Origin of the sequence: Pseudomonas sp. S60 (assembly GCF_016647865.1) — a bacterium.
In the GTDB taxonomy this organism is placed as follows: domain Bacteria; phylum Pseudomonadota; class Gammaproteobacteria; order Pseudomonadales; family Pseudomonadaceae; genus Aquipseudomonas; species Aquipseudomonas parafulva.
In genome coordinates this window covers 69,845-77,120 of the sequence record NZ_JACVVH010000029.1, presented here as the reverse complement: position 1 = coordinate 77,120, position 7,276 = coordinate 69,845, and the positions used below count along the sequence as shown (strand labels likewise).

General features: G+C 60.4%; 7 protein-coding genes and 1 pseudogene. All 8 read right to left on the bottom strand.

The genetic code is table 11. From position 1 onward, the window contains the following. Positions 1-222, bottom strand: a pseudogene (locus IAE33_RS15885) (type VI secretion system Vgr family protein); the annotation flags it as partial. A gap of 73 nt (positions 223-295) precedes the next feature. Further along, positions 296-811: an Hcp family type VI secretion system effector gene (locus IAE33_RS15880; protein ID WP_201164224.1), complete on the bottom strand. Its 516-nt coding sequence runs from the start codon at positions 809-811 to the stop codon at positions 296-298. A 133-nt stretch (positions 812-944) separates the two neighbouring features. Further along, a complete protein-coding gene (icmH, locus tag IAE33_RS15875; RefSeq protein WP_201164223.1) occupies positions 945-1,793 on the bottom strand; it encodes a type IVB secretion system protein IcmH/DotU in 849 nt (282 codons plus the stop codon). Position 1,794: 1 nt separating this feature from the next. Continuing rightward, positions 1,795-3,132, bottom strand: a complete 1,338-nt coding sequence (tssK, locus tag IAE33_RS15870) for a type VI secretion system baseplate subunit TssK (protein ID WP_201164222.1) — start codon at positions 3,130-3,132, stop codon at positions 1,795-1,797. A gap of 51 nt (positions 3,133-3,183) precedes the next feature. Further along, positions 3,184-3,978 carry a type VI secretion system lipoprotein TssJ gene (gene tssJ / locus IAE33_RS15865; protein WP_201164221.1) on the bottom strand — a complete coding sequence of 265 codons (795 nt, stop codon included), beginning with the start codon at positions 3,976-3,978 and terminating at the stop codon, positions 3,184-3,186. Next, a complete protein-coding gene (locus IAE33_RS15860) occupies positions 3,975-4,532 on the bottom strand; it encodes an FHA domain-containing protein (RefSeq protein ID WP_201164220.1) in 558 nt (185 codons plus the stop codon). The genes tssJ and IAE33_RS15860 overlap by 4 nt, the downstream gene beginning before the upstream one ends. Then, complete coding sequence (gene tssG / locus IAE33_RS15855) at positions 4,529-5,545, bottom strand: type VI secretion system baseplate subunit TssG (protein ID WP_201164219.1); 1,017 nt, start codon at positions 5,543-5,545, stop codon at positions 4,529-4,531. The genes IAE33_RS15860 and tssG overlap by 4 nt, the downstream gene beginning before the upstream one ends. After that, positions 5,509-7,275 carry a type VI secretion system baseplate subunit TssF gene (tssF, locus tag IAE33_RS15850; protein WP_201164218.1) on the bottom strand — a complete coding sequence of 589 codons (1,767 nt, stop codon included), beginning with the start codon at positions 7,273-7,275 and terminating at the stop codon, positions 5,509-5,511. Before tssF ends, tssG begins: the two co-directional genes overlap by 37 nt. Position 7,276 lies beyond the last annotated feature (1 nt).

Genomic DNA, 7,276 nt, shown 5'->3' with positions numbered 1-7,276 from the left:
ACCATGCACGTAGCGCACTGGGCGCTCGCCTTCCCAGAGGGTGAAGAGCACGGGTTTGTCGAGCAGGTGCCCGAAGTCGATATCGTTTTCGAAGCTGATCAGTTTCAGCTCCAACGCGAAGGGCATGCTGACGCCCTCGCGGAGTTCGAACGACACCACGTCGAGTTCGGCTTTGCCAACTAAAGGCTGGAAGCTGTAACGCAAATCAGATTGGCTAGGCATAAGCAATCCTTGTCCGCCGTCTGAGGTGACACAAAGTCCGGGCAGGTGAGCCCGCCCGGAGCATTCATGAGAATCAGGCGACGGGTGCTCGCCAATCATCGGAGCCAGCGGTACCGGCTACCCCGTGCTCCCACATGATCTTCCTGTAGGCCAGTGCTACCTCGATCAGTTGTGTGTAGTTCTCGTTCTCCTTGTCTTGAGCGTGGGGCAGAACGGTATTGATGCTGACGATGGTTGCGTCTTCGAGCTTGGTGGTGAAGAAGTGCTCCTGTTTACCCTCCGTCGAGGTGCGGTACCAATTGACTTCGACGGAGGGCAGCATTTCGCCGGTGGCCAGCGCTTGATACATCAGCGGCGTGGCTTTGTTGAGCGAACTGGTGAACCTGAACGGCTTGTGTACACGCTGACCGCTGGGTTGCCCGCTTTGTGGATCAGTAGGTGTCGTGACCTCGTGATTGATTTCCTGAACCAGGATTTCGTCTTCATGGCCTTGCTGGTAAACATTGCCGACGGAGTCAGCGGTGAATGCACCAGCAGTGATGTTGCCTTGAGTTTGGCCAGTGATCTTGATGTAGGCGGGTGTTGGCATGGCAGTCTCTCCTGCGTCCATGTGGATAAAGCACGCGCACTCTGGGTGGCGTGGCCATCGGGAACGATGGGCTTTTCAACGAAGCAAACGCCTCGCTAACTCCTTGAAACCCGTTGTGCCCTGTGTGGGCTTGCTACTGCTGCAAGATGCCGTTCAACGACGCCAGCACCTCGGTGGTGATCAGGTTCAGCCGGTAGCTGTAGATGCTGTAGGCCACCGCCATGACCAGGGCGGAGAGAGCCAGCGGGCTCCACCACGGCCATTGCCGGTTCATGCGGAAGTTGCGCGGGGCGACGTTGGTATAGGGATCGCAAACGGTCTCCGGCGTCGGGCCGCGCAGTGCTCGGATAACCCCGTGGAGTTGGTGTATCAGTGTGTTCAGGGATGCTTCGCCCTTCGGCGCGATGGCGTACTTGCCCTTCAGGCCGAGGCACAGTGCGAAGTACATGAACTCCAGCACGTCCCGGTAGCGCTCGGGCTCCTGCATAAGGCGCGAGAGAACTGTGAAGATCTTCTCCCCACCCCAGGTTTCGTCGTGGAAGATGCTGAGCAGCGGTTCCTGGCTCCAGCAGCTGGTCTTGCCCCAGGGCCTGTCCATAACTGCTTCATCAATGAACAGGCAAAGACCGTAGGAGTAGGCCAGCAACTGAGCGGGTTCGTAACCGTGCTGGCGTATCTCCTCGCGAATGTTGTCGATCTGGTTACGCACTTGCTGGTGCACGTCCTTGATGTTAGGCAAGGCATCCAGGGAGCGCAGGCGTATCACCAGGCCGAATAGAGGGGCGGCGGCATCCAGCATCAGGTTGTCGTACCCGCCACGCAGCTGGAATTCAGGGTCGGCGGGGTACCCCTCAAAAGCAGGCTCGCCCGGGACTGCTGGCGTTGAATCCTGAGACGAGATCTTCACTCCGCTATCTGCATTGTTTATCGCCCCGAAGAACCCCTTGTTGTCATCTTGAGGGGCGTGAGTAGCCTCTTTCATCTCATTCACTCCTGATCGCCCAGAACTGCAGCTCCAGCCCAGGGAAGTCCCCAGCCACATGAAGCCCGAAGCCATTGGCTGTTTTCATGCACGCCCACGCCGGGTCACGCCGGTCCAGCTCGAAATAGCTGAAGCCTGCGTGGAAGGGCAGGTCGCGAGGTGCAACCGGCAAGGCGTTCAGAGGGATGCCGGGCAGTTGCAGCGGTACCAGGTTCTCCAGCGCTTCGAGTGAAGTGATCTTTGCTTTCTGAATGAACATCTGGCGTAACGCCTGGGGTGGTACATCGGCGCGTACGGCCAGGATGAAGGTGGCCTCATCGATCAGCCGACGGTCCTCCAGCACGGCCGTCATGACGCCGTACTCCTGCATTTCCAGCGGCAGCGAAACGGCGCGGGGTTGCAGTACCGTACTCAGTGCCCGGCGTAGCGTGTCCTCCAGCGGCTTGAAGGAGGTGCGCAGCGCGGTATGTTGATAGGCGGGATATTCCTGTGGCAGCCGGCTCTCGTCGGTAAACGTCACGAACTCGCCACAGGCCTGGCTCATGCACAGGTACAACTGTTCGGGGTGGGTTTGCCCTTGCCTGGCCAGATGCTGGAAGCATGGCCACCAGCGGTTCATGGCCTGCAGCAGGTTGAAGTCGCGGATGTCGGCGATGCCGGATTGGCCTGAGGCGCCGATACGGGCGGCGAGGTTGCGGGCGCGTTCGCGCAGGGCGTTGGTGATTTCTTCCAGGAACCTTTGCAGCGCAGGTATGGCCCGCACTGAAACGCTGGTGGGATAGAAGCCTGCATCCAGTTGCAGGCTGCCATCGGGGCGCCGTTCCAGAATGCGGGTCACGGCCAGGCGGGTGTAGGAACTGCTGTCGTCGGCCTTGCGTTTGAGCTGCAGGTTGGGCACTGCCAGGTCGACTTGGACCAGGTCACCGTCGGCGCTGTGGGTGTCCTTTATTTCCAGGGCCTGGGCGCTGTAACGGAAGTTGGCGGGGTTATCGGACCAGTTGGCTTCACGGCCACCTTCGGTGCGTAGCGGCAGGCACAGGTAGATCTCGCTGTCTTTCGCGCCGTCGTCTTCGATTTCCAGCGGTGGCGGCGGTGGCAGGTCTGCAGGGATATCGAACACCGTGCCGTCCGGCATGATGCCCCGTGCACGGGTGATGGCGACCTTGCCCAGGCTCAGGTAATCGTCGTTCAACTGCAACTCGCTGAAGCCATAGAAGGCGGCGTTCAGGCTGCCAATACGTTGATGCACCGCCGCATCGGCGGCACGGGCAGCTTGCTGGAAATGCTGCGGTTTGACGAACAGGCCTTCAGGCCACAAGACGGGGTTACGTGAACTCATGAGCGCTCCGTGTCAGCGTGATTGAGGGGAAGGCCAGCGTTACAGGCGCCATCAGTTTTCCTCCTTGAGCAGAACCTGCGTGTCGTTGAGCAACACCGACAGGATGATCTGGTGGCCGCGAGGGGGGATGCGCAGCACTTGGCTCCAGGTGGCGTTTTCCTGGTTGCGGTAGTCGGCAATCACCGCAATGAAGCGGGTGTCCGGCTCGATAGGCGCAAAGGGGATGAACTTGAACTGGCCAGGGCGTAGCAGGTAGTCGTCATCGCGGATGTGGGTGCTTCGCAGCGCTTTGGCCGGGTCCTTGTCCAACAGCTCATACACACTGTTGCGCAGCAGCGAATCGTCGCGCAGTTGCAGGATTTTGATGGCCATGGAGGTAGCGATTGGCTCTGCCGTCACGGTAGTGGTGGGCGGCAAGGTCAGGACTACAGTCGGATCGTCGTAGCTGCCGGGGGCACTTTCTTCCAAGGGGGAGCGCGCCGGCTCCTCGCCTTCCTCCACTGGCATGTCGACGGGCGACATCGCCGGGAAATGCGCCTGAAGGTACTCGAACAAAGCCCCGACCTTTTCGGTCAGCACGTAGGGGTCACCTGCGCTCAGGCTAACGCCATAGGGGCTTGGCTCGATGACGGGCTCCTCCTCGGGCGCCATCTCAAGGCTGTTCGGATTGCCATTGAGCGTCGGGCTGGCATTGATGCTGAACGCGACTTGGGTAGGGTGTTCCCTAGGTGCGCCGACGGGTATCGAGGGATCCATCACCACTTGGCCGATTTTGCTCAGGGAGGTGCAACCGTGAAGCCCTAGTAGCGCAATCAGCAGGCCGGGCACGCATGAATGACGGGTCATGGCCGTTCTCCTGCAATCAGGTGTTCCAGAGGGCTCTCTTGGGCTGCCCCTGTCGCGGTGTCCAGTGCGGCCAAGGGATCGTTGCCGATACCTGGCGCGAAGGCTGTGCAGATGTCGGCGACAACGTGCTTGGCGCCTGAAGTGGGTTGCCAAGGGTTGGCTGGAGCCTCCAGTAGCCAGTGATCAAGGGTTCGCTGTTCAAACCTGAACAGGTCCTCCACCGAGCGTGCATCGGCTCGCGTAAATTGAACTTGCAGTCGATAGGTGCCCACGCGCAACTGGTCACCTTCCAGCAGCCGCCTGGGGGCGAGCGATCCCAAGCTGTCGTAGCTGTCATTCAGGTAGGTACGCTGACAACAATCAATCACGCAGAAGCTGCCCTCGATCCAGCGAATCTCGCAATGGATCGGTGCAATGATCTGCTCACGATCGTTGATCCTCCAGGTGGCCCCTGCGCTGCCGAGGGTGCCGCCCGTGCGGTCAAACTGATGACGGGCAGTGACGTTGTGTTGCAACTGATCAAGGTTGGTGATGCTCAAGGTCAATGTGCTCATGAGCGCCCCCGGAACCGCACCACAGGGCTGATGTGGCCGTGACGGTCATCCACAAAGCTGGTCCAGCCCAGGTAGGCGCCTTGACTACGGTGCAGGCAGAAGGGCGACAGCGCGTTCGGCTTCAGACGCAGCTCCAGGTCATAGGCCAGGCCATCGCGCAACAGGACGTCGATCAGTGCACGCAAGCGATTGAAGTTGATGCCGCTGGGCAACAGGTCCCGCAACTGCTCCTGGTCAAGTTCGCTGATCACGATGGTGAACTTGCTGCTGCGGGTTCGCGTGCGGCTGCCGACCATGAAGGAGCTGCCCAACTGGCCATTGCGGCGGCCCAGGCTCACCAGCTGCCTGGCGGTGGTGGGGACCAAGCGGGTCTCGAACTCGCGGATGTGCACCTGCTGCAAGTCGAAGCAGTGGGCGATGATGCCGGCAACGGTACCCGGCGCACGGCTGCGGCTGGCAATTACCCCGGCAAAGCTGAGCAGGCGGCTCCAGGGCAGCGGGGTGTCGCCGCGCAGCTGTTTGTCGTTCAGGCCGAGCAGGGCAAAGATGTACTGCGAGAAGCCGTCGGTCGCGCCCGGCTGGAAGCGGATGTAATAGCGGTACTTGCGCCAGATGCGGTGCAACAGGCTGAGCAGGTAGTGATTGAAAAAGTCAAAGAAGGCTGGCCGCACACCGATGCCATGGGCATGCTCGTACGACACTTCCTCCAGGTAATAGGTAGGCAAGGGCGAGTCAGTACCGTGCAGCCCCATGAATGTGGTGCACACGCGATAGCGGTCTGCTGTTTCAGGCATGCGTTCGGCCTTGTACACGTCGGACACGGGAAAGGTCAGGCGCGGGTCGCTGGCGAGCCGCACGCGCAGCCGTGTGGCTGGAGCAGGCCAGCGTGGTTCCAAGTCATCCCCGTGCAAGCCGTGCAGGCGCTCCAGCAACTGGAAGAAGTTGTACTGGTGTGCCTCAGCGAGCAGCTGGTCGGCTAGATCAGCGGTTGTTTGCCGGTCTGGATGGGCCATGTGTAGTGCTCGTTGTTGGTGGTGTTGATCACTTCCAGTTGGTGGAAGGCGTTGATGCTGGCGTACAGGGCAAAGAAGTGCGCCAGCACGCAACCGAACAGGTACAGGTCGCCTTCGCAGAGGAATGCGCCTTGATCCAGCTTCAGCCGTGTACGCAACCCGCGAATGGGCTGGCCCTTGATCAGCCAATCCAGAGGTTCGGTTTGAATATCCCGAATGCCATCGAGGCGTTTACGGGTGGTGCGGGTTTGCTGGATGTCATGCAGGGCTGCGAAGTCATAGGCATTGATGACCGCTTTCAGCGGCTCGGCCGAGAGGAGCGACAGGTAGTTGAGCGACATGTTGGAGATCAGGGCCCACTGCAACTGGCCGTCCAGTACCGGCCGGTAGGGGCGGGTGGGAGGACGGAGGTTGGTATAGGTGGCCAAGGGCGGTGTGACCTCGGAAGTCACATTGATGTCATCGACGGTTAACGCCAGCGGTAGGTCGCGGTTGGTACAGGTCAGGTCGATGGACGCTGTTTCCAGCTCGCCGATGTAGGCATTGGCGTCGGCACGTACGAATGCGATGCGGTGCGTGACGCCATCGCCCCGCAGTGAGTCTTCGATACTGCACCGGTAGTACAGGGCTGTGCGACCTTGCACATGCTCGATCTCATGGGCGAATGACTCAAAGGGGCGGAACGTGCGAAGGTGTTCACCGGTACTGCCATCAGTGGTCGTTCGGGTGCTGATGACCTGGTCGACACTGAAGATTTCATAGGCGTGCGGCTGCTTGCCTCGGGGCGTAAGCTCGACCTGGGCGGGCCGGCTGGAGAGATCGATGGGTTCGGCGCTGTGGCTGAACAGGTTCACCGCAGGGGTGCAGAACAGACTGAAGTCGGCGCTGCCGACACGCAGCGAATCCGGTAACTGGCGGGTGAAATAAAATTCGAGGCTGACTTTCTCAGCCGCCTGACCGGGCCAGACCTTCTCCAGCCCGGTTACGCTGAAGAAGTGGAAACGCTCGGGAAATACAAAGTACTCCTGCAGAATCCGGTAGCCGTCGAAGACGTTCTGGGGGTAAGGCAGCAATGCTTGGTCAGGGCTGAAACCCGGGAAGACGATGCTGCTGGACGGCAGCCGGCGAACCTCGCCATTGATGGTCATGCTGACCTGATCAAGGTACTGGGACAGCCACAGATACAACGTGCGGGCAGTAAGGGTGTCTCCGCTCAGATGGAAGTCGAGACTGGCGCAGCCCAGGGCATTCAATGGCCGCTCGACCAATGTTCGCAAACCGAGCCAAACCGCCGAACTGTCGAGTGTCTGGGTCGCACCTACCGCATCGATCTCGAACGGGTGGATGTCCACCGCTGTGCAGGTTCGAAATTCGCAGGGCACTCCGTCCACGGGTTTGGAAAAGAGCCGTGATCCCCTGGGGATACGGTGCGACTGGCTGAGCGCCTGCTTGCGCGGCTTAAACTGGATGATCGTGGCACTTGGCAAAGGCCGCAGGTAATTGGGCCACAGCAGCTGCAGCATCGGGTGCGTCAGCTCCGGCAGGTCGTCCTCCAGCTTGAGCCGCAGCTTGGCCGTGAGAAATGCAAAGGCTTCCATCAGGCGTTCGACATCCGGGTCGCTGCCACCCTTGCCAAGCAGACGGGCAAGTTGCGGGTTGTCCTGGGCGAAGTCGTTCCCCAGTTCATGCAGGTAACGCAACTCTTCGCTGAATCGGTCCTTGAGTGACATG

What these genes read in the sequence shown, in the direction of transcription:
- IAE33_RS15880 (WP_201164224.1), bottom strand. Translation starts at nt 811, where the DNA reads ATGCCAACACCCGCCTACATCAAGATCACTGGCCAAACTCAAGGCAAC.
- icmH (WP_201164223.1), bottom strand. Translation starts at nt 1,793, where the DNA reads ATGAAAGAGGCTACTCACGCCCCTCAAGATGACAACAAGGGGTTCTTC.
- tssK (WP_201164222.1), bottom strand. Translation starts at nt 3,132, where the DNA reads ATGAGTTCACGTAACCCCGTCTTGTGGCCTGAAGGCCTGTTCGTCAAA.
- tssJ (WP_201164221.1), bottom strand. Translation starts at nt 3,978, where the DNA reads ATGACCCGTCATTCATGCGTGCCCGGCCTGCTGATTGCGCTACTAGGG.
- IAE33_RS15860 (WP_201164220.1), bottom strand. Translation starts at nt 4,532, where the DNA reads ATGAGCACATTGACCTTGAGCATCACCAACCTTGATCAGTTGCAACAC.
- tssG (WP_201164219.1), bottom strand. Translation starts at nt 5,545, where the DNA reads ATGGCCCATCCAGACCGGCAAACAACCGCTGATCTAGCCGACCAGCTG.
- tssF (WP_201164218.1), bottom strand. Translation starts at nt 7,275, where the DNA reads ATGTCACTCAAGGACCGATTCAGCGAAGAGTTGCGTTACCTGCATGAA.